The organism is Micrococcoides hystricis (assembly GCF_042434215.1).
GTDB classification, from domain to species: Bacteria; Actinomycetota; Actinomycetes; order Actinomycetales; family Micrococcaceae; genus Micrococcoides; species Micrococcoides hystricis.
The window spans coordinates 23308-42511 of record NZ_JBHLUB010000024.1; the positions used below are offsets into that span (position 1 = coordinate 23308).

Below are 19204 nucleotides of genomic sequence, written 5' to 3' on the forward strand. Positions count from 1 at the left end.
AGCCCCGACTTGGATCCGGCCTCCGATCAGACGCTGCGCGGCAACTACTCCTACGTGCTACGGGAGGTGTCCGCATGAACAACACAACCTCGCTGGCAGACCTCCTCATGCGCGGGCCACGGGGACGACGATTGCTCCTCGAGTACGCGATCGCGTCTGATCGCCTCCACGACCCCGAGTACCGTGAGGACTCGTTTAACGCGGGAGTCTTTCTCGCCTCGTATCATCTCGACCCAGGTAAGGGCACGTCGGTGCAGTTGATCGGCGACGTCGGTGCGGAGATTCAGGAGGTCACGCCCGCTGAGGTTGCAGCACGCTTGGAAACTGTGGCGTTGGCCGAAGTGACGCCGGAACTGTTGCGTGATTGCGTCGCCGAGTCGGTCGGTTCGGCAAGGTACTGGCAGGAAGCCGACGGGAACGACGTACTCGCGGCGACAGTCGAGATGCAGGCCCCGCTTCGCCGCGTCGCGGAGCACGTCGCCGCGTCTGTGCATGCCGAGTGGTGGGGCGAGCCGGTAGCGGAGTGTTCCCAATGGCAGGTGGAGTGGGATGACGCGCCCCCGCACGAGATCATGACAGACCCGATGGCGCTACTTCGCAAGGTGCGGGATCAGATCATCGAAGAAGAACTGGCCGCCAAGCGTGAGCGACCGTCGGATGTGACTGCGAACTGGAGCGGGATGTGGTGGTCGCGGCCACCGTGGGAGCTTCCCTCGACCACCAGAGCACTGTTCGACGGGAGTCCTGCCGGGTTGTGGTTCGTGGAAGACAGCCTCGGCTACGAGCAAGCGGATACCCGGCGGCTGGGGATACCCGCGGGGCTGCGTATCTTCGAGATCGACACCGCACAAGCGTGGGCGGAACTTTGCGCGCGGTTCCCGATCGAGGTCACCGCGCAGAAGCGTCACGACTGGTACCGCACCACCGGGCGAGATGGCGCTTGGGTGAGCCCGGACTGGGCGAAAGTCGCCGAACACTACGACGCCGTGCACCTCCAGGTACAGGCGTATCTTTCTGCGGCGGGAACAGCGATCCCTGTCGATGAACAGGCCGCTACCGTGATCGCGGGCTGGGACCCGGATCAGACGTTCTGGTTCACACCGAACGTGCGCTACATCGACGACCCCCTGCGCTGGGTACTCGAAGAGAACGGCGAACGCACCGACTGGGTGAGGCAGGAGAACCAACCATGATGATCGAAACACGATTGCGGCCACGTGTCGCGCTCGGCGCGGCAGTTGCTGTAGCGGCAGCGATTTTGCTGTCTGCCTGCGCCCCCTCTCCGACGACGACCACGACCGACGCTGAGGGGAACACTGTCACCGTTGATTGGGTCGACTACCCGGCGCACGCGGGCATCCCAGCAAACGATGTGTTGATGCTCTCCGCTGCTGAAGAGGTTGAGGCGCGAGCAGACGAGCTCATCGCCGAAGTTCAGGACACTCTCGAAAGTGAGTACGGCATCACTGGGTGGACGGTAGAAGACGAAAGTGGCTGGTATCCACAGGAAGGCAACGGGTACGGTGGCAAATCGCTGCTAACCACCTATAACTCTGCAAGCCATGAGGTGAACGTCACAATCCCCATCGAACAATGGGATGCGGTTATCGACACCGTTCGAGAGATCGCGGAACGGTATGAGATCACTGACCAAGTGCGCGACACCTACTTCGAGGAGTATCCAAAGTGGATGCGGGTAGGGAGCTTCTATCGCGGGACTGAGTTCTTCGACGTCACCATCCAGGACGAAACGCTCAACCCTGACTACCAGGCGGGCGAGAGCGACGACGAACTCGTGGCGGGTGTTTCCTTGTTCTATGGGATCACGACGATCAGTGAAACAGATCGTGCCGAGTTCATCCGCCGCGCGGCCCCTTTCGAGGGAATCAAGATGCCAGAGGCAACGACCTCCGACTGACACTCACGCGCGGTCCTGCCACCGTGGCGGGGGCGTGGGATCAGGGGTTTTCCTGTTTCTGGGTGAACCGTGCCGGTGGTGTCACCGTGGCCCCACCGCGCGACCTGGGGTTTTATGTTTTGGGCGCGAACCGCGGATCAATTCGGCGAAGCCACTTGATTTTGGAAAGTCTCTTGGGGGGGTCGCGTTACGGTGGTGCTACTGCGATTACTGAACGGCGAAACGCTGGAAAGTCTTCGCTGCGACGAGGTTTTGATGAAGATGATCCGCGCCGCCAACCCCGGTCTTTGCACCGAGCCTTGATTTGGGGGTGGGGCACCGCACCTAACGGTATGAGCACCCGTACCGTTACCCCCACTGACACCTCCACCGCACCTAAGCCGTCATCTGACTCCACGCTCGGCGCTCGGCTCGCTGCTGCCTCTCGGCGCGAGCAGGGCTTCACCACAGCCGTGGACGATCCGGCGGTGCTGGCGGGGCTGCGTGGCCTCTGCAACGCTCCGCGCCCCATGCGCGCGCCCGTGGCCGAGAAATGCGAAGGCCCCGCGCCCTGACGTGCTTTGCGAGTCAGGAACGCGGGGCCGGTCATGCACGATCCGGTCTATGCGCGCCAGATGAACTCAACCCGGCGGGCGAGCACTGCCGCCCGGTGCGCGTCGCGGCGCACATGGAAGTCCTCGGTGCTCTCGTTGCGACGCTTTGGGACAGCGGTCATCATGTCTGCGGGGTGAGCATGGACGAGTACCGCTTGCAGGATCAGGCTTGCTGCCTGGTACTGCCACATCGTGGTACGCCCCTCCCACTCAGCCGCAACCGTGGTCATGTCGATGTTGAGCCCTGCGTGCTGCTCGGACATCCTCGCCGCATGCTGGCGGCGGGTCGCCTCGATCCGCTCTGCGATCCTTGCGCGTTGCCGCACCCACATGGCCTTGTCGATCAGCCCGTCGTAGTAGTCATCATCAAGCCGCCCCAGACGTTCCCGATCCTGGTCGAGTGTCGCTACGAGTCCAATTCTTGCCGCAAGGTCACTGCCAGACGTTCGGTGTTTCGTGGGGTGGAGAGTGATCTGCTTGAACGTCGCCAGCACTGCTTCCTCCACGAGCCTCTCGATTTCGGCGGAGCGAATCGAACGGGTGCACCCGCCTAGGGTCGGCTGTAAGCACTGGTACACGCCGCCCCGATGGATCATCGATGTGCCGCACAGTGAGCAGCGGTTCAGACCCGAGAAGGGATACATCCGCACCGCGGCACCACTGCCGGGTTGGTGGAAGTTCCGGGCCTTCTTCCTCGCGTCGAGCACGTCGGAGACCTGCTGCCAGGTGTCCTCATCCACCAGTGCAGGCCATGCCGCTTTCACCTGCATTTTCGAGGTCTTCGCACGGCTTCCGTCGGGCATGACGGGCCGGTACTCGCGTACGCCTTTGTTGGAGGGGGTGTAGAGCACCATCTTGAGCGTGCGATCCGACCAGGCGCATCCGTGGGTGGTGAGAATTCCGCGCTCGTTCCAATCCTTCCGAATGCGATACAGGGAGTCACCGGCCAGCACCCGCTGGTACATCTCGACCACCAGCGGTCCGGTCACCGGGTCAATTACAAGCGCGCCTGACTCGGGTCTGCTGTCGGTTTGGTTGAGTCCATGACTGCATAACTTTTCGGGTTGTGCTGGAAGGATGGAAGCATGCGCCGCAGGATCGCACTACGGATTACTTCGATGACCTCTTGTTTGAAGTGCCGGGTTCGGCCGATGATTTGAACCGTGCACTGCGTCGTGGGCTCATAGACGATGAGCTGTACGACGAGGTCGCGGATCGCCTCGAAGCGTTACAAGCGCGTTCATCTCCGGGTCAGTGAGAGTGTCAGGCATCACCTGCATGACATTTCCTTTCCGGCGCGACCCGATGCTGTCAACTGGGGAGTCGCTCCCTAAGCTGCGCGAGGGTCTCATCATTGCCTAGATCCAGTTCATCGAATATTGGGTAGACCGTCTCCCCGTCAACGACGAGCACGGATTGTGAAGCGTTCACCAGTTCGTATATGCCGTCAGTGCTTGTTTGAGAGAGAAAGAGGATCAGGGAGTCTGCGCCGACCTCAGCTAAGCGAAGGTCGTAATCTCCGTCTGCGGCAGGCTGCTCTACGGTGACGTTCGAGCCTGCGGGTAAGTTGCCGCTGAGCGTCTCAACTACGGTGAGCTGAGAGCGCACCTTTCCAGAGGCTGTATCGGATTGCTCGACGGTGGCCTGTACGACGAGATCGGCTTTCTCTGCGAGTGCTTCAACGTCTTGATATTGATTCTCGTGCGTCGGTGGGGGCTGGTGCGTGTTTTCGGTTTCGGGTTCGGCAACGTAGAGAAACTGCTGAGGGTTGATGAAGAGCACGAGCGCAGCTGCGCAAGCGAGCACGGCCAGGGTAGCCGTTGCAGCGGCCGCGAGGCGGTTTCGGCGCGGCTCTGCTGCGGTGTTCTCAATGTCACCGGGCAACTCCTGGCCGGTGATCTGAGCGAAATCAGATCGTGCGCGGTTGGAGAGGATTGCGTTACGGTTTGCACTGAAGGGGCGTGCTTTACGGAGCCGTCGTTCGAGGTCATCCATCACGCATCCTTCCCTTCGGTTGCTCCTTGCAGAACCGGGTCTCTTAAGATGGAACGCAGGCGCTCCTTTGCTCGGAATAAGCGAACCCGCACCGCTGCGGGGGTGCACCCAAGAATCTGAGCCGCTTCGGAGCGGGTGAGATCCTCCCAGTAGATCATCATGAGTATCTCGCGGTCTGCCTCTGAGAGCGAGAGCATGGCTTTGCGGACGAGCATGGCGTCTTCGATTGAATCATCAGGCATGGCAGTCTCCATGTTCTCTCGTTGCAGGAACGACAGAACGTCGACGGTACGTTGTGCGTGGCGGTACTGGTTTGCGACGAGATTGCGGAGCGTCTGGTAGACCCACGGCAGCTTCAACGAGCCACCCTCAAGGTGGTGTTCCCACGTGATGCGGAATACTTCGCTGGTTATGTCTTCGGCGAGGGCGAAATCGCCGAGTCGTTGGTGTGCGATCGTCAGGATCAGAGGGTGGTGATCCGCGTAGAAGCGCTGGAAGCTCTCGAGTGCCATACACGGTTCTTTTCTATATCGGGCCAGCGCCGAGTATGAGAAGACCAATCACGGTTTAATCTTTCATACTCGGCGCTGACGCTCACTTCATGGGCTCATCCGTTGATGTAGAAGTACTCCTCGAATGGACGCTCAGGAACCGTGCTTCCTGGATCTTCTGAGTATCCGCCGGTGAGAGAGACTTCAGTGTTGATCGGGATTCGTGTTCCATCTGGGAGAATTACCTCTTCATCGTTGAGCGAGAGAGTGGTTCCTTCGGGGAACACAATGCCGACACGTCCTCCGTTCGCATCTTCACCATACAGGTACTGGTCACTGGATTCTCCAATCAACCGGCCCTCGAAAGCAGCCTCGGCCGAGCCTTGATCCTCTACCGGCGTATAGGTCAGAAGGTTCACCTGGCTCCTCTCGGTGGGGGCCACTGTCGACGTATGCTGCGAGGGGGACTCACCGGTTGCGCACCCGCCCAGCACGCCGAGGGCCCCCAGCGTCAGCGCTGAAGTGAGAATGAGGGATGGAACGATGCGACGTTTCATAGCTTGATCCTTATCGATTCAGACGCACAGAGTGCGTCGGTAGCGTGAACCCGGATGGGGCTTCACACCTCCTATATGTCTGAGCGGCAGAGAACGTTACATCGCCCTTGGAAGTAAGGGTTTTTACAGTCCAAGACTCGGGCCGCGCGATGGGCCTGGCTGGTGCTGGGTTGGTGAGCGATAGGGGTCTTGCTTGCGGAGTCGTTCGGCGCGTTCGCGTGCGAGCTGCTTTTCGCGTGCCGCGTGCTCAGCTGCGGCCTGGTGCTTCGCCTGCACCCGCTCGGCCGCCTGGTCGGTGGGAAGCTGGCGCAGCTCGACGGCTTCGGCGCGCAAGTCGGTAGCTCGACCCCGCCACCGTTCCGTGTTCTGCGCGGCACGGCGCTCCCCGCTCTCGGCCGTGAGGAACTGCGCAGCGGGATCGTTGCGGAACACTCGGCGGGCAAGGCCTTGCGCTTCGAGCGGGTGTCGTTTGTGAGCGGTGTTCAGCTCGATCTTCGCAACGGTAGAGGCTTTGCTCGCGTCGCGCACCTGGGGGTCTTGGCCGGCGCGCTGCTGGCTGACGCGCTCGGCCCAGCTCTCGACCTCGCCAGCACCCCATGGGGCGCTGCCCCAGCGTTGCGTGGCGCGGTCGCATGCCTGTTCCCACTCGCTTGTGGCGGTTTGGGTGTCGCGCTCGGCCCGCCGGCGACTGAATCGGCCGGCGCTGCGCGCTTCCTGTTGCGCCTGCGTCGCGCGCTCGCGCAGCGCTGCGATCTCGGCCCCGTCGGTCTGAGCTTCGGCGCGAAGCGGGGCGATCACTTGGGCGTGTAGCTGTTGTGCGGTGGCCTGCGTCGTTTCCACTGCTTGTTCGAGCTGGTGTAGCTCGGCGGCATGCTGCTCGCGCAGCCGGGCGAACTGGGAGGCGGCATCGTCCCAGACGGCTGTCTGCCGGTCGGCTTTCGCCGCGTCGTGGATAAGCTGGTCGACTTCGGCGGCTACGGTCGCCGCGTTGCCGGCGATGATGCCGTGCATGTCGCGTTCGACCTGTTTTCGGGCTTCGTCGAGGCCGCGGTCTGCGCTATCGCGTGCGAATGCGTCGATGAACTGTTCGCGGGCATCTTGCTCGTCGACGGCAACGACGTGCAGCACGTTCGCGGTGCGGCCGCGGGTCATGCCGACATAGGCACCGGCAGCGTCCATCTCGTCGGAGAGCACCGTGTGCGCAGTGTCGACGGTCATGCCTTGCGCGCCGTGCCCAGTGACGGCGTAGGCGAGCTGCACATGCTCGGCCACGTAGTCGGCGTCGAGGGTGCGGTGATGCCCAGTCGTCGGGTCAGCGACGGTGATGCGGCCGTCAGCGTTCACGCTGCGCCCCGTCCACGTTTGTCGGTTGGCGACGCCGAGCTCGGGGTCGTTCTCGCGGGTCGCTACCTGCGCGCCTGCGGCGATGGGGTCACCGTCCATCCCATGCGTGACAGTGGCGGGGTCGATCGCACCGGCGTCGACCAGACGCTCGTACACGGCATGGTTGATCTGCTGCGCGGCCGCGTTCGTCGACGTGACCGAGATGGTGGAGCGGCCGGCCTGCTGCTCGACTCCTGGGGCAAACGATGGGGCACCGAGTATGTTCTGGCGCGTATTGCGATGCACGAGGGTGCGGATATTGCCTCGAGGATTGATTTCATGCGGTTTTCTGTGCGATGACGTGGGTGCCTGTTCAGATGGGGCAAGAGTCCAACTCACAAGCCGTTTGCAGTTCAGGAGTGGCGTCAAACTCGACATGTGGTATTCCCGGCACCGGCTGCCCCTACGAGCACGTCGATGGTCCGCCCGGACACAGCGATCGATGCGAGTGCGGTCGCTTGGTCATCGCTCAGCATCCGGCCGTCAGCATCAGGAAGACGGGTGATCTGCTCTACCGTCGTAAGCGCCACAGTCGGTGACGCTGTGGCGCGGGAACGTTGCAGGAGGCGGTCTTCTGCTTGAAGCAGGGTCTCGGAGGAATACACGGTGGAGTGCTTCGGCCGGAACCTGCTCGTGCCATTATCTCGTTGGAACATCACCGGGCTTGATGCCAATTCGGGCGGCGTCAACCTGAGGGACGCGTGCTCAGCCGCATCGACCACCAACCCGGTGATCGCTTCACGATCCACCATGGAGGCGAAGCGCCAGCCCATGAGTTGCCGGGAAGCTTCGGCGTGCAGGTTCCAGCGCCGCCACGTCGACCGCTTCTCACCCACCACCTCCACGACCGCTTGCCCGATCTCAGCAATCACCTCGAGGGGCACATCGTCAGCACGCAACAACATCGCGGACGGATTCACCGCAACGCCTTGCGCCCACCGGGTTGCATCTTGACCGAGTAAGCGGGTTGCGCGGGTACGCCAATCCTCGGTGAGTTCCGCCAGAGAGCGCACCTGCTTCTCCGGCCGAGTAGCAAGGGTTGCCTGCGCACGGAGCTTGAGAATCGTCGCCGTCGTGGGCTGCTTACCGTGCTTCTCAATGTAGTCAGCGATGAGGCGGTTCTTTTCGACCTCAATATGTCGGGAACGAGTCGAGAACTCCGACACCAACGCCTCAGGCACGGCACTGATTGCCCAGGCGGGGTTGCGATCACGGCCCATGTCCCGGGTTTCCCACTCGACTCCGAATGTGCGGGTCATGTGATCAGCGAACACTGCTTCGTGCATTTCTGAAAGTGCGACAACGGCAGCGTGCATCGGCCTGCCATCAAGAGAACGCCACTTACCGTCTTGCGCCGTCTGGACCTTGTTTGAGATCACGACATGCGTGTGCAAGTGCGGGTCACCAGCACGGGAATCGTAATGATCGAATGCGGTCGCGATTACCCCAGTGACATCGACTTGTGCTGCGGCACCATCGGTGCCGGTTGCACCGACTCGGGTGGTTGCAACCTCGCGCTCTATGAATGCAAGCACCTCCGCGATCGCCGCATGGTGCGCCTGCGCAATCAACGCTTGCGTCCCTGCATCCGCAACTGCCCACAACACCGAGGCGGACTTCGGTATCGAGAACGTGTAATCAAATCCAGCTACTGCACGACGGGTACCCCGTTCGGTTTCTTCGGCTTCGATCTGCGCGACCTGTGCCGCGCGAACGGCGGGAGACAATGACCCGTCCAGCTCTGCTACGCGAGCGTCGATTCGCTCCGAAACGGGCACAAAGGACTGATACGCACGGCCGAGGGGGTCACCGGTGATGGGGTCTCGGCCCATCCCGACAAGGAGTTGGAGCTGCGCTTCGGTCACTTGGTCACCGGTGCTCAATTGACCGGTACCGATCCCGGTGAGGCCTTGCCCGACCCACCTACCGGGTGGTGCCCCCTGCTCGGCGTAGTAGCGCGTCAACGGTGTCGAGAGCGACCGGTCACCATCACCGGCGGCCACGGTGCGCAGCAGGTACTTGAAACCGTCACCCGCGCTCATCACGCGCATCGAAACCGTCATCGCAGCTGCCTCCTGAACGACAGGTAAGCGTCAGCGACCGCACGTCTGTGACTTAAGAAATCACGGAGCGGAGCACAGTGCTGCTGGCACAGGCGTCGTATTCAAGTGAGGCGAATAGCCCTTGCCGCTATCCCGGGAGCAGCGTGCCTTCCTACGTGCAATACCTCGTCAACGGCGTCGATGAAAGACGATGCCCGTCGCAGGCGGCGATCGTGGGCAGGAAGTATTCATAGCCACTGTCGGCTGAAAGCATCAGCATCGCTGCCGTGTGAGTGACTACGCGAGGTACATCAGGACCAGAGATTCGCTACTAGTCTCCCCAATGCTCCAAATCGAATGTCAGACACCACTGGTAGCTCTCGTCATTCAGCGCTGACTCGATTGCTTCATGCAAGTCAGGCAGGAGGTAACCGAATACTTCGTCCATGGCGTCGGCCGTTTCGTAGAACTCGACGAGCTGGACGTATGCCTTGTCTTCGCTATCCCACGGCATCCCAGAGTTGTCCAGTGAAGTGAAAGTCTCAAAGAAGCGATCGAGCATCTTGTCGATCGCCGCATCCCACCCATCAGTGAAGCCATCGGCCCACTGGGCGCGGCCCCCATCAGGCGACACCCAGGGCAGGCCGACTGACACCTCATCAACAATCGCTGTCGCTCCGGCCTCGCTGGAGATAATCATGGCAATGTCGCTGAGTTCGAACTCCAAGTCGCCACACACACGCCACTCTCGTTCCCATCGCCAATCGTTCGGGTTCCCACTCTGAAGACTACGTACGCTTTCGATAAAGGGTGTCAGCCGCCAGAGCGGCGCGTCCGACTTGCGCGCCGCGCCATCCATCGCCGCATGAAGCGCCTGCCATTGAGGGGACGGGTCGCTGACGTACCAGACGGGTTGTGCATTGAACTTCCCACGCAACTTCTCCTTGTCGAAGACAATCCCCCAAGGTCGATGCTGGGTCATGCGTCCGAGTTCGTGCAGCGGTATCTCCGTGAGGCACACAGAGCGATGAAGATGCTGAACTTCTGGATAGTATCTTCCAGCGCCGTAGGGTGCCCGGGCCTCAATCGTGCCGCCGGCCAAGATCGAAATCAGATCGTCTTCGGAGCGTGTGAGATGCACGAGCCACCGTGACATATCAGAGGCCTCGCGGTGCTGTCTCGTGCCTTGCCACTCAGGTTTGATATCCACTAGATCCTCGTTTCTCACATAGTGAACAGGTTAGTCCTGGCGGAGACCCAACGCGACCGGCTACCAGTGTGTTCCGGTGACCCAGACCGGCGGTAGAGCGCGACTACCATCATCCCGGATACTCATTGTCTCGGGCGGCACAGTCGACCACTCCCGCCGAAGTGAGTCGTCTTCGACCCTCTTCTGCAAGACGCGTGGCTGCTCTTGATTGGGTCCGGAGACGAGATCGTCTCGACCTTTGGCGAGCAGGTTGCCCTCTTGGCTGGTCTGCTACACGGACTGCGACGGTACTTGTCTGACGCCGTCGACGTGCTGTAACCCCGACAGATGATCGTCGAGAAAGTGCGCGGCCCGCTCTCGGCCACGAAATATGCCCACAGAGGTAAGGAGCAACCGGAGATGTTCACCGTACCTTCCTGGTGGCCCGAAGACGTGGCCTCATGGCGACTATCAACGCTCTTTAGAAAGTTAAATGCCGCCGCACAATGAGCGTTCACCGATTTGGGAATGATGATCGAGGCTGTAGCGAGGCTTGGATGCTCGGTACTTGGTTCCGAGAAAAACCTTTCCTATGTGCCGCCGGCATTTTCACCGATGGGATCGACAGTGGCATCAACGCCGCTGGATCGGTCAGAAAAGTTTCGTCTTACCGTAGTTTGATGTTTGATAAACTGCGACCATGTCGGTGTCTACGTTGTCGGAGAGTACTCAGAACTATCTCAAGGCGGTGTGGAGTCTTGGGGAGTGGTCCGATGTTCCGGTGACCGCGTCAATGGTCGCGGCACGCACGGGGGTCGCGTTGTCGACAGCGTCTGATGCGATCCGGAAGCTCAGTACGCAGGGCCTGCTGGAGCATGCCCGCTACAGTGCGGTGAGCTTGACGCCGGAGGGCCGGTCGCATGCGGTGACGATGGTGCGTCGGCATCGACTGATCGAGTCGTTTCTGGTCGAGGTGTTGCGGTATCGGTGGGATCAGGTGCATGAAGAGGCGGACATGCTTGAGCATGCCGTGTCGGATTTCATGATTGACCGCATCGATGAGCTTCTCGGATATCCGGAGCGCGACCCACACGGTGACCCGATTCCTGCGGCGGACGGGACGGTGACGAGGCCCGATGCGGTGCTGCTCACGAGCGTCAGCGCGGGGGCACGGGTTCGGGTAGAGCGGATTTCTGACGATGACCCGAAGTTACTGCAGTTTTTCGCGGATCATGGCATCGTGTACGGGACCGTTCTGGAGACGAGAGCCGCGGCTCCCTACACGGACACGCTAGAGGTGGCTGTCGTGGAACAGAAGGCAGTGCTGCCGCTTGGACGTTCTGCGACGGATGCGGTCTGGGTGGCGATGCTCGAATAGTGGTGTGTGTCGGGGTGAGCCGGTCTGTTGCCACCTAGGCTGTGACGGCGTGTATCTGACCAGCGACGGAGAGCCCCAGGCTTGCTTTCCCAGTCGAGGTGTCCAGCTCAATGACACCGGTTGCGTGATCGATGTGTATGACCTGCACGGGCGAGTCGGGGGTAAGACCAAGCATCTGGAAACGTTCGAGGAGTTCGCGATCACCTTCCACCACCCGTGTGATACGCAGATCTACTGCTACGGAGTGGCTCTTGAGTGCGGCATCGGAAACCTTACTGAGGTGGCCGGTGATATCTGGGATGGGGTGCCCGTACGGGTCGACAGTCGGTGATCCGGCCTTCTGGAACATACGCTCTGCGAGCGTGTTCGTGAGGGCAAGACTGATTCCTGAGGCCTCCTCTGCAATATTTGGCCAGGGTATGCCGAGCACGTTGCAGAGAAATGCGCGCGCTATCCGTTCGTGTCGGATCGCGAGGAGCGCGGTACTGCGTCCCTTGTCGGTCAGATCGATGGGGCCGTATCGTTCGTGGTAAACGAGGCTCGCCTCGCCCAGTCGCTTGATGGCCTGCGAGACCGTGGCCGGGGCTCTGGCGAGACGGTGGGTGAGGGCGGTCACGCTGACGGAGGCATGGTGGTGCTCCTGCAGATGCCAAATTGCTTTCAAGTATTGAATCGCGGTGCTCTCCTGCATGGTCTGATGTCACGTCGGGAGTCCCCGTTTACGCGGAGGCCAGTGCTGAAATCTTGTGGTGTGCGAGTTGTCTTCGGCGTTGTGCAAGCCGTGTGCCTGCCAGCACGGCAGCGAACATGATCCCGTAGAACACGGCCATCCCGGCACTCGTGGCGGCGTCGAGAACGTACGCGACCCAAAAACCTGCCACCGCACCAACAATGGCGATGATCACGGTGAGCGTCATCATCACGGGAAGGCGCGTGCTGAGCAGGTAGGCAGTCACGGGCGGCACGACAACGAGTGCGATCACGAGGATCGCGCCCGATGCGTTGAACGTCACCGAGACGAGGAACATGAACGCGGTGTTGATGAGCCCGGTACGAATGCCGAGGCTGCCCGCGAACTCGGGATCGAACGTCGTGACTTTGAGTTTCGAGTAGAACACGGTGAGGAAGGTGACGTTGACGAGCAGGACCGCGAGCATCACGTACATTTAAGACGGGCCCAGCGAGACACCGCCGATGATCAAGTGCCGGAACGCGGCGATGTTGAGGTCCCCTGCGAGCACCATGTGAGTGTCGAGGTGGATGTTCGCGAAGTTTATGCTCACCAAGATCACCCCGCCGCTGAACAGTGCCGGGAAGATGAGCCCCTGCGGGGCATCTCCGGTGAAGAGGCCGGTGCGGGTGAGCCATTCTGCGCCAAGGACCACTAGCAGGCCTGCGAGGGCAGATCCGATGATGAGGAGGGGTGAGTCGAAGTTGCGGGTGATGAAGTAGCCGACAACGATGCCAGGGAGTACCGAGTGGGCGATCACGTCGACGAGCATCGACCCGCGACGCAGCACCACGAAAGTGCCGGGGAGCGCACAGGCGACGGCGGTGACGACGGCGAGCAGCATGGTGCCAATGGCGAAACTCATTGCACGGTCCTTTCCATGAGGAGTTCATGCTTCAGCATCGCGCGTGCGCGTCTGCGCGAGAAGACACGGGTGATGATGCTGCGGCGCGGGGAAAACAGCAGAGAAACTACGAAGATCGCGAACAGGGTGAGCACGATCAGTGGCCCAGTGGGTATGTTGCCGAATGCGATCGGTGCCTGCACGCCGGAATGGATATTTACAAGTGGACAATGAAGCTCGGCCCGCTCGTGCCCGGTGAACTCCTCCTCGACACCTTTGATCTCGCGCTCGATATTGGGCGGGTCGACATGCAGGCCTCGCCCTACGACGTGAGCGAGTACGGTCTCCCGCCCATGAAAATTGAAACGCCCGAGGGTAAAAGCGAGTATGCCGCAATGCAGCGCGGCTTCATGGAGCGCGGCAACGCCCTGCGGGTGCGGGTGCTTGACGCGATCACCCGGGCCCGCGAGAGCGCCGCCGCATAGCTACTCGGTTAGCTACTCCAGCAGTTACCCGAGCGCGGCGGTGAGCACCCTGAGATTGTATTCAAGGTACTTCGCGTAGGTGTTGGCCTCCGGATGTTCGGCGTCACCAATCTCATCGGAGTAGATGGGGTCTTCAAAAATGGGGATCCCCGTCTCTTCTGAGATCCTTTCCATCGGTCGAGTATCAACGTTGGATTCAATAATGAGGTACGGCACCTCAACCTCTTTCAGCTCTGAGATGAGCCGGGTGAGTTGCTCAGCCGAACCGTTTTCTTCCGTGTCGATCTCCCAAATATAGTATTCGGTGAGGTCGTAGCGGTCGGCAAGATACTGGAAGGCGCGCTCACTCGTCACGAGCACACGCTGATCCTCGGGGATCGCGTCCAGCCCTTCCCGGTACTCCGCCTCAATCTTTTCGAGTTCATCGAGGTAGACGTTCGCCTGCTCCGTGTATTCCGCCTCGTGTTCCGGGTCGTGGGCGATGAGTCCGTCGCGTATCGCCTCCGCCATCATGATGCCGACCGTTGGGTCGATGAAGGCGTGCGGGTTGATCTCACTCTCGGCGGTGCCCTCGCCGATCATCATCGGCTCCACCTCGTGAGAGGCGATGATCACGGTGTCTGGGTCGGTGCCGACTGACTCGGTGAGCCGCGCAAACCATCCCGCGTCTCCTCCCTCGAGGTTCAGCCCGTTCATGATGAGTAGGTCAGCGTCTGCTACCGCTTTTGTGTCTTCGGGGAGGGGCTCGTATTCGTGCGGGTCGGTGCCGGTGGGTACGAGGTTGTGCACCTCGATGAGGTCACCGCCGATCTCTTCGGCCATGTTTTCCAAAATGGTGAACGAGGTGACCACCCGCAGTGGCTCCTCGCCCGAGGCGGGTGGCTCACCGTTATCGGCAGCTTGGGTGCAGGCACCCAGGAGCAGTGGAACGGTGATGAGGGCTGCAGCCGCGGTGAGTCGGGCCCTGCGGCGAGGGTGATGGGTCATTGAGGTTGTACCTTTCTGTGTGGGATGAGGAGCCCCTGGCGGGGTGAAAACAGCATGGCAAGCACAAACAGTACGGCGGCGATGATCGCGATGACGGGCCCAGAGGGGAGGTTCGTCGCAAAGCTTACGACCATGCCCACAAAGGAGCTCACCGCCCCGCAGGCCGCGGCGATGATGAGCATCGGGGTGAGGCGTTTCACGAGCAAAAATGCGGTCGCCGCAGGGGTGACGAGTAGCGCGATGACGAGCACCACTCCGACGGTTTGCATCGAGGTGACCGTGACGAGGGTGAGGAGCACGAGCACCAGGTATTGCAGGTTGCGGGTTTTGAAGCCGTACACTTCAGCACTCGCCTCATCAAAACTTGAGATGACAAGCTCTTTGTAGAGCAGTGCGACTACCGCGGTGACGACGGCGCCGACGATGATTGAGAGGATCATGTCTTCCGTTTTTACCGCGAGGATGTTGCCGAACAGGATTTTGGTGAGGTCGATCGCGCTTTGTGCTTTCGCGATGAGCACGATCCCGATCGAGAACATGGTTGCGAGGATGATGCCCATCGCCGCATCCTGTTTCACGGTGGTGCGGTTTTGGATGAACCCCACGCCAAACGCCGAGAGGAGGCCTGCCGCGATGGCGCCCCAGAAGAAGTTGATGCCGAGCAGGTAGGAGACGGCGACGCCGGGCACGACGGCGTGTGAGATCGCGTCGCCCATGAGTGCGAGGCCGCGGAGCATGACGAGGCTCCCGATGACCCCGCTGATGATGCCGGTGAGCACGGAGACGATGAGCGCTTTTTGGAGAAAGTCGTAGGCGAAAAGGTCGGTGAAGAACTGCATGGTTATGCCGCCCCTAGGTGTGGAATGCCGAACACGGTCTCGAGGTTTTTTGCGGTGAAGGTTTCTTTCGCGGGCCCGATGCGTGCCACCCCGTGGTTGACGAGGGCGACCCAGTCGCAGTAGTCGAGCACCGTCATGAGGTCGTGGTGCACCATGAGGATGGTGACCCCCTGGGCACGCAATTCTCGTAGCGTTTCAACAATCGTGGTTTCGCTTGTTGCGTCAACCCCCTGAAAGGGTTCATCCATGACGAGGAGCTCGGGTTGTCCTGCGAGCGCGCGTGCGAGGAGCACCCGTTGGCGTTGTCCGCCTGAGAGCTCCCCGATGGGTCGTTCGGCGAGGTGGGTGAGCTTCACGGTGTCGAGAGCGGTGGCGGCGCGTGCCCGCTCGGTTTTGCCGGGGCGTTTCACCCAGCCGAGCCCGGCGTAGGTGCCCATGAGCACAACGTCTCGCACCGTGACCGGAAAGCTCGGGTCGAGGGTGAGGGACTGTGGCATGTACGCCACGCGGGCGCGCACCCGTGACAGTGGGTGATCGAGAAACCGCACCTCGCCGGTGGTGCCGGGCAGGAGGCCGAGCATGGCTTTGAGGAGTGTTGATTTCCCGGCACCATTGGGGCCCACAATGCCGAGCACGACACCGCGGGGCACCTCGAAGGAGACGTCAGTAAGTACTGGGTTATTGCGGTAGCCGGCGTGGAGCCCGCGAACCCGGACCACCGGGTCAGACACAGAGAGATTAGCCATGAAGAATACCTAAGTTTAGTGCACCGAACTTTTTGGATGCTCCTACCGTAAACCCTCCGTGTTCACCCGTTAAATCGCGAAACACACGGGCGCACGAGATCCTCTGAGGCAGACCCCTCTGCCCGCTAAGGAGCGTAGCTGCCGCCATGACTCCCAAGCCGGTCACCAATCGTGATTGAGTGCGCATTGAACATCTTTCTCTTGATTTAGAAACTTATATGTTTGGAATGCCGTAGTTGAAAAGCATAGCAATCGTGTTTTTTGGTCACGTCGCCCCGACTCTGTTCTCAAGGTCGCTGAACTTACTACTCCTCAAGTTGCGTGGTGATGCGTTTGTGTACGTCACGAATAGGTTTGGGGAGGTTCGGGAATTGGGCGAGATGCTCGCTACGGTGGCCCATCTCAGCACCCCATTGCGCACGGTCGATATGAAGCAGCCGGTCGAGATCGCCCGCTTGGAGGTTGAGTCCGTCGAGGTCGAGTTCGTCAGCTGTGGGGAGAGTACCGACCGGGGTGTGCTGCCCGTTCGCGCGTCCGTGATGGTGGTCGATAAGCCAAAGGAGAGCACGGAGGTTGTCACGGTACCCGGGCCAGAGGTAGCGGCCATCGTCTGGATCTCGCTGGAACCAATTGACGTGAGCGAAGATCGGTGGGTGGGCAAGGTTGCCGAGGATGGAGAGCCAGTGCTGGGCATAGTCCCCTTCCGGGTAGGAGAGGAAGGGTCGCATGGACATCGGGTCATAGCGCAATTGCCCGTCGAGGCCCTCGGCTGCGAAGGTGGCCTCGGCACCCAAGGTGAGTCCGTCGTAGACAACCTCCGCGAGGTCGGTGATCGCGCGGATCAGGGGTTCACGGTCACTGGTGCGTCCACCAAAGATGATCGCGTCAATTGGTACTCCGGCGGGATGGTCAGCGGCAGGAGCGAGCGTGGGGATGTTGGTGAGTGCGGTCGCGAATCTACTGTTCGGGTGCGCCCAGGGGTCATTTCTCGTGCGCTCGTCGCGGTCGGTGATGAGGTGACCGGCCCAGTCGCGCCATCCTTCGATCTGCGTTGGCGGCTCTGGGGTTTTGCCTTCCCACCACACCTCCCCGGTGAGGTCGTGGCGGGCGACGTTCGTGAAGATCGCACCGCTTCCGGGGCCCATTGCATCGACAGCTACAGGGTTCGTGGTTTCGTTGGTGTCTTTCGCGACACCAAAGATCCCGTTTTCGGGGTTCATGCCGTAGAGCCGACCGTCGTCTCCCGCCCAGAGCCAGGCAATATCGTCGCCGTAGAACTCCACCCGGTACCGGTCCCCGAGAGTGTCAGGCGGCAGGGTCATCGCGAGGTTCGTCTTGCCTGAGGCGCTGGGGAACCCGCCGCACACGTGATAGGTGCGGCCGGTGTGGGTGTCGACGATGCCGAGCAGCAGGAATTGCTCGGCAAGAAATCGTCCGGATACCCAACCGTCGTAGGAGGCAAGACGCAGAGCATGGGCGATTTTCCCGAGGAGCGCGTTGCCACCGTATGCGGAGCCGTAGTGCAGGATGGTGCGCTGGTCTGCGATTGTGGCGAAGAGGCGCTGATCTTCGGGAGTGCCCTGGTTTAAGGTGTCGAGGTCACCGGTGACATGCACGCCACGAACGAAGAAGTCGGGATCGTCGAGGTCGTCGAATAGGTGGAGGCCGACGCGAGCCATACGGATCATGTGCAGCACGACGGTGCGGTCGTCTGTGAGTTGCACGCCGGCAGCAAACGGGGCGAGGGGCGTCCCGGGTACGGCCATGAGGTAGGGCACCACATACATGGTCTTGCCTGCGGAGGCTGCACGCATTCGCTCGCGTAATGTCGCGGTGATTAAGTTGGCGGGATGCCAGTTGTTGTAGACGCCACGATCCGACGGGTTGCTGGTCGCGACGACAGTGCGTGCTTCCGACCGGGCAGTGTCGTTCACATGCGACCTGGCATAGTAGCGCCCCTCACCAGCCCGGAGCAGCTCACCGGCGTCCAGGGCCTCTTGGATGAGCCGAGCATCATCGGCCGCGCTGACGACTTCCACTCGCGCCGGAGTGGTGATCGCTGCCCACTCCTGCACGAACTCGCGGATCGCCTGAGTGGTCACGGCTGCCGCATCTAGGGTTTGGTCGATACTGGTGCTCATACGATGGGTTCTCCTGTCCCCGTTCCCTGAACGAGGGTGTGTAGTCGATGGGATCTGATCCAGGCCGCAGCAAAGGAACTCTGAAGATTCTGTTCCGTGGCGGCCACGAGAGTGCGTGCGGCATCGAACCCACCCACTCATGCGCCACCGGAGACCCGATGACGCGGTAGCACGCTCGTGAGTTCTCCACCGCCCTCCTGGCCCTTTATCCACAGCGCGTCTGCGCACCTAACATTCTATGTTCGACACGCCGTAGTTGCAAATATGGGCGTGTCGTAGAAAAAGGATCTAAAGTGATGTTATTACTAGATACGCTCCCTCCGGTGGGGGTCGAGCACAACATGTAGTGGTTGCCGACGTGACGATCGGCAGCCGAACAGGAGAGGAGAACCCCGATGCCGACCGCACTTCGCTCAGGGCAAGCCGCACCCCTGACGCGGGAGCTGACATTCACAGAGTCTTCGGATCTGGTGTTCTTCTCCAGCGTGTCCGAGAACACCAGACGCTTCGTGGAACGGCTCGACCTTCCCGCAGCGCGCATCCCCTTGCGCCCCCGCAGCGAAGGGATGATTCGGGTAGCTCGCCCGTTCGTGTTGGTCGTTCCTACGTATGGCGGCGGCGCGCACGCTGGAGCGGTGCCGAAGCAGGTGATCGCGTTCCTGAATGACCCGGTCAACCGGTCCCTCATCCGGGGCGTGATCACGGCGGGGAACACGAACTTCGGTGAGGACTACTGCCTTGCAGGCCCCATCATCTCCGCCAAATGCAACGTCCCCGAGCTGTACCGCTTCGAACTGCTGGGTACCCAGCGCGATATCTACAACGTCACCCATGGCCTGACCCGTTTTTGGGCGCAGGCCTCCAATGAGAGGAACCCCGTATGACC

17 protein-coding genes and 2 pseudogenes are annotated in these 19204 nt (G+C 61.2%); 6 read left to right on the forward strand and 13 right to left on the reverse strand.

Annotated features, from left to right (window positions below):
- The first annotated feature begins 74 nt into the window (after positions 1–74).
- The 3 genes from ACFFFR_RS04945 to ACFFFR_RS04955 all read left to right on the forward strand — a co-directional run bounded on the left by ACFFFR_RS04945 (position 75) and on the right by ACFFFR_RS04955 (position 2472).
- Positions 75–1193 (forward strand): hypothetical protein, encoded by a 1119-nt coding sequence (locus tag ACFFFR_RS04945; RefSeq protein ID WP_158052928.1) that lies wholly within the window; start codon positions 75–77, stop codon positions 1191–1193.
- Positions 1190–1918, forward strand: a complete 729-nt coding sequence (locus ACFFFR_RS04950) for a hypothetical protein (RefSeq protein WP_377458414.1) — start codon at positions 1190–1192, stop codon at positions 1916–1918. The genes ACFFFR_RS04945 and ACFFFR_RS04950 overlap by 4 nt, the downstream gene beginning before the upstream one ends.
- A gap of 173 nt (positions 1919–2091) precedes the next feature.
- Positions 2092–2472 carry a hypothetical protein gene (locus ACFFFR_RS04955; RefSeq protein WP_377458415.1) on the forward strand — a complete coding sequence of 127 codons (381 nt, stop codon included), beginning with the start codon at positions 2092–2094 and terminating at the stop codon, positions 2470–2472.
- Between the two features lie 47 nt (positions 2473–2519).
- Here ACFFFR_RS04955 and ACFFFR_RS04960 read toward each other — a convergent pair whose 3' ends face one another.
- From ACFFFR_RS04960 to ACFFFR_RS04990, 7 genes and pseudogenes are all read right to left on the reverse strand, one after another.
- Positions 2520–3500: a recombinase family protein gene (locus ACFFFR_RS04960; protein WP_377458416.1), complete on the reverse strand. Its 981-nt coding sequence runs from the start codon at positions 3498–3500 to the stop codon at positions 2520–2522.
- Between the two features lie 322 nt (positions 3501–3822).
- The gene (locus ACFFFR_RS04965; RefSeq protein ID WP_377458417.1) at positions 3823–4506 is read right to left on the reverse strand and encodes a hypothetical protein; all 684 of its coding nucleotides are present in this window, start codon (positions 4504–4506) and stop codon (positions 3823–3825) included.
- Positions 4506–5018, reverse strand: coding sequence for an RNA polymerase sigma factor (locus tag ACFFFR_RS04970; protein WP_158053049.1), 513 nt, complete (start codon positions 5016–5018; stop codon positions 4506–4508). The genes ACFFFR_RS04965 and ACFFFR_RS04970 overlap by 1 nt, the downstream gene beginning before the upstream one ends.
- 95 nt (positions 5019–5113) lie before the next feature.
- Entirely contained in the window at positions 5114–5554 is a 441-nt protein-coding gene (locus ACFFFR_RS04975; protein WP_377458418.1) for a hypothetical protein, read from the reverse strand.
- Positions 5555–5677: 123 nt separating this feature from the next.
- Positions 5678–7315 (reverse strand): hypothetical protein, encoded by a 1638-nt coding sequence (locus ACFFFR_RS04980; RefSeq protein WP_377458419.1) that lies wholly within the window; start codon positions 7313–7315, stop codon positions 5678–5680.
- Positions 7315–9000 (reverse strand): annotated as a pseudogene (mobF, locus tag ACFFFR_RS04985) (MobF family relaxase); the annotation flags it as partial. The pseudogene mobF and the gene ACFFFR_RS04980, both read right to left, overlap by 1 nt.
- 310 nt (positions 9001–9310) lie before the next feature.
- Positions 9311–10120 (reverse strand): hypothetical protein, encoded by an 810-nt coding sequence (locus ACFFFR_RS04990; protein WP_377458420.1) that lies wholly within the window; start codon positions 10118–10120, stop codon positions 9311–9313.
- Between the two features lie 748 nt (positions 10121–10868).
- On the opposite strand from ACFFFR_RS04990, the gene ACFFFR_RS04995 reads away from it, so the two are divergent.
- A complete protein-coding gene (locus ACFFFR_RS04995; protein ID WP_377458421.1) occupies positions 10869–11546 on the forward strand; it encodes a metal-dependent transcriptional regulator in 678 nt (225 codons plus the stop codon).
- 34 nt (positions 11547–11580) lie between these two features.
- Here the strand turns inward: ACFFFR_RS04995 and ACFFFR_RS05000 are convergent, their stop codons facing one another.
- Positions 11581–12237, reverse strand: coding sequence for a metal-dependent transcriptional regulator (locus tag ACFFFR_RS05000; RefSeq protein ID WP_377458422.1), 657 nt, complete (start codon positions 12235–12237; stop codon positions 11581–11583).
- Between the two features lie 28 nt (positions 12238–12265).
- Positions 12266–13141, reverse strand: a pseudogene (locus tag ACFFFR_RS05005) (metal ABC transporter permease).
- A gap of 26 nt (positions 13142–13167) precedes the next feature.
- Here ACFFFR_RS05005 and ACFFFR_RS05010 point away from each other — a divergent pair.
- Positions 13168–13605: a hypothetical protein gene (locus ACFFFR_RS05010; RefSeq protein ID WP_377458423.1), complete on the forward strand. Its 438-nt coding sequence runs from the start codon at positions 13168–13170 to the stop codon at positions 13603–13605.
- Between the two features lie 24 nt (positions 13606–13629).
- Here ACFFFR_RS05010 and ACFFFR_RS05015 read toward each other — a convergent pair whose 3' ends face one another.
- The 4 genes from ACFFFR_RS05015 to ACFFFR_RS05030 all read right to left on the reverse strand — a co-directional run bounded on the left by ACFFFR_RS05015 (position 13630) and on the right by ACFFFR_RS05030 (position 18318).
- Positions 13630–14592, reverse strand: coding sequence for a metal ABC transporter solute-binding protein, Zn/Mn family (locus tag ACFFFR_RS05015; RefSeq protein ID WP_377458424.1), 963 nt, complete (start codon positions 14590–14592; stop codon positions 13630–13632).
- Entirely contained in the window at positions 14589–15431 is an 843-nt protein-coding gene (locus tag ACFFFR_RS05020; protein ID WP_377458425.1) for a metal ABC transporter permease, read from the reverse strand. The genes ACFFFR_RS05015 and ACFFFR_RS05020 overlap by 4 nt, the downstream gene beginning before the upstream one ends.
- A gap of 2 nt (positions 15432–15433) precedes the next feature.
- Positions 15434–16177 (reverse strand): metal ABC transporter ATP-binding protein, encoded by a 744-nt coding sequence (locus ACFFFR_RS05025; RefSeq protein WP_070423827.1) that lies wholly within the window; start codon positions 16175–16177, stop codon positions 15434–15436.
- A 305-nt stretch (positions 16178–16482) separates the two neighbouring features.
- Entirely contained in the window at positions 16483–18318 is a 1836-nt protein-coding gene (locus ACFFFR_RS05030) for a phosphoenolpyruvate carboxykinase (GTP) (RefSeq protein ID WP_377458426.1), read from the reverse strand.
- A gap of 395 nt (positions 18319–18713) precedes the next feature.
- On the opposite strand from ACFFFR_RS05030, the gene nrdI reads away from it, so the two are divergent.
- Positions 18714–19202 (forward strand): class Ib ribonucleoside-diphosphate reductase assembly flavoprotein NrdI, encoded by a 489-nt coding sequence (gene nrdI / locus ACFFFR_RS05035; protein ID WP_377458427.1) that lies wholly within the window; start codon positions 18714–18716, stop codon positions 19200–19202.
- Positions 19203–19204: the final 2 nt, after the last annotated feature.

Coding starts and splice junctions, on each gene's coding strand:
- ACFFFR_RS04945 (WP_158052928.1), top strand. CDS start 75: ATGAACAACACAACCTCGCTGGCAGACCTCCTCATGCGCGGGCCACGG.
- ACFFFR_RS04950 (WP_377458414.1), top strand. CDS start 1,190: ATGATGATCGAAACACGATTGCGGCCACGTGTCGCGCTCGGCGCGGCA.
- ACFFFR_RS04965 (WP_377458417.1), bottom strand. CDS start 4,506: ATGGATGACCTCGAACGACGGCTCCGTAAAGCACGCCCCTTCAGTGCA.
- ACFFFR_RS04970 (WP_158053049.1), bottom strand. CDS start 5,018: ATGGCACTCGAGAGCTTCCAGCGCTTCTACGCGGATCACCACCCTCTG.
- ACFFFR_RS04975 (WP_377458418.1), bottom strand. CDS start 5,554: ATGAAACGTCGCATCGTTCCATCCCTCATTCTCACTTCAGCGCTGACG.
- ACFFFR_RS04980 (WP_377458419.1), bottom strand. CDS start 7,315: ATGTCGAGTTTGACGCCACTCCTGAACTGCAAACGGCTTGTGAGTTGG.
- ACFFFR_RS04995 (WP_377458421.1), top strand. CDS start 10,869: ATGTCGGTGTCTACGTTGTCGGAGAGTACTCAGAACTATCTCAAGGCG.
- ACFFFR_RS05000 (WP_377458422.1), bottom strand. CDS start 12,237: ATGCAGGAGAGCACCGCGATTCAATACTTGAAAGCAATTTGGCATCTG.
- ACFFFR_RS05010 (WP_377458423.1), top strand. CDS start 13,168: ATGCTTCAGCATCGCGCGTGCGCGTCTGCGCGAGAAGACACGGGTGAT.
- ACFFFR_RS05015 (WP_377458424.1), bottom strand. CDS start 14,592: ATGACCCATCACCCTCGCCGCAGGGCCCGACTCACCGCGGCTGCAGCC.
- ACFFFR_RS05020 (WP_377458425.1), bottom strand. CDS start 15,431: ATGCAGTTCTTCACCGACCTTTTCGCCTACGACTTTCTCCAAAAAGCG.
- ACFFFR_RS05025 (WP_070423827.1), bottom strand. CDS start 16,177: ATGGCTAATCTCTCTGTGTCTGACCCGGTGGTCCGGGTTCGCGGGCTC.
- ACFFFR_RS05030 (WP_377458426.1), bottom strand. CDS start 18,318: ATGAGCACCAGTATCGACCAAACCCTAGATGCGGCAGCCGTGACCACT.
- nrdI (WP_377458427.1), top strand. CDS start 18,714: ATGCCGACCGCACTTCGCTCAGGGCAAGCCGCACCCCTGACGCGGGAG.